General features: G+C 48.2%; 1 pseudogene. It reads right to left on the bottom strand.

From position 1 onward, the window contains the following. Window positions 1-429: pseudogene (locus A3751_RS17870) on the bottom strand (phosphohydrolase); the annotation flags it as partial. Window positions 430-444 lie beyond the last annotated feature (15 nt).

Below are 444 nucleotides of genomic sequence, written 5' to 3'. Positions count from 1 at the left end.
GCGAAATACCTGCTGTCCGTCTTTTGCACTACTTAGAACCTTCATGCTGTCATAACTTCCGCGTATCTTAGTGAAGCGTGCGGTCAGACTTGTGGCGATTATCCGACCAGGCTCAAGCTCGTTCTCTTTTGCAAGAAAGTTGCGGTAGGTATGTACTTCCTCGTCGCTTAGATTTGAGCGTGTTGCCAAGTGAGGCATTTTAACCCGGTTTAGTATGCAGTGACTGTAAGACTGTGACTGCTCCATACTAAAGCGCCGGAATGCTTCCCAGAAATAGCTGTCGGTAATGTGTTGGAATAAATCCAGCTGTGAAAGGCTACGTGTCACAAGGTCACGCACATTGCTTTGTGTCATCACCTCCTCGATCGCTGCACGCAGTAGCCAGTCAAATCCTTGCGCAGTTTTGTGAGCATAGACTTGGCGATACATTTGATGGCGGCTGTA

The organism is Oleiphilus sp. HI0080, from assembly GCF_001635135.1.
The sequence above is the reverse complement of the archived record's forward strand: the minus strand, read 5'-3'. Positions and strand labels throughout refer to the sequence as shown.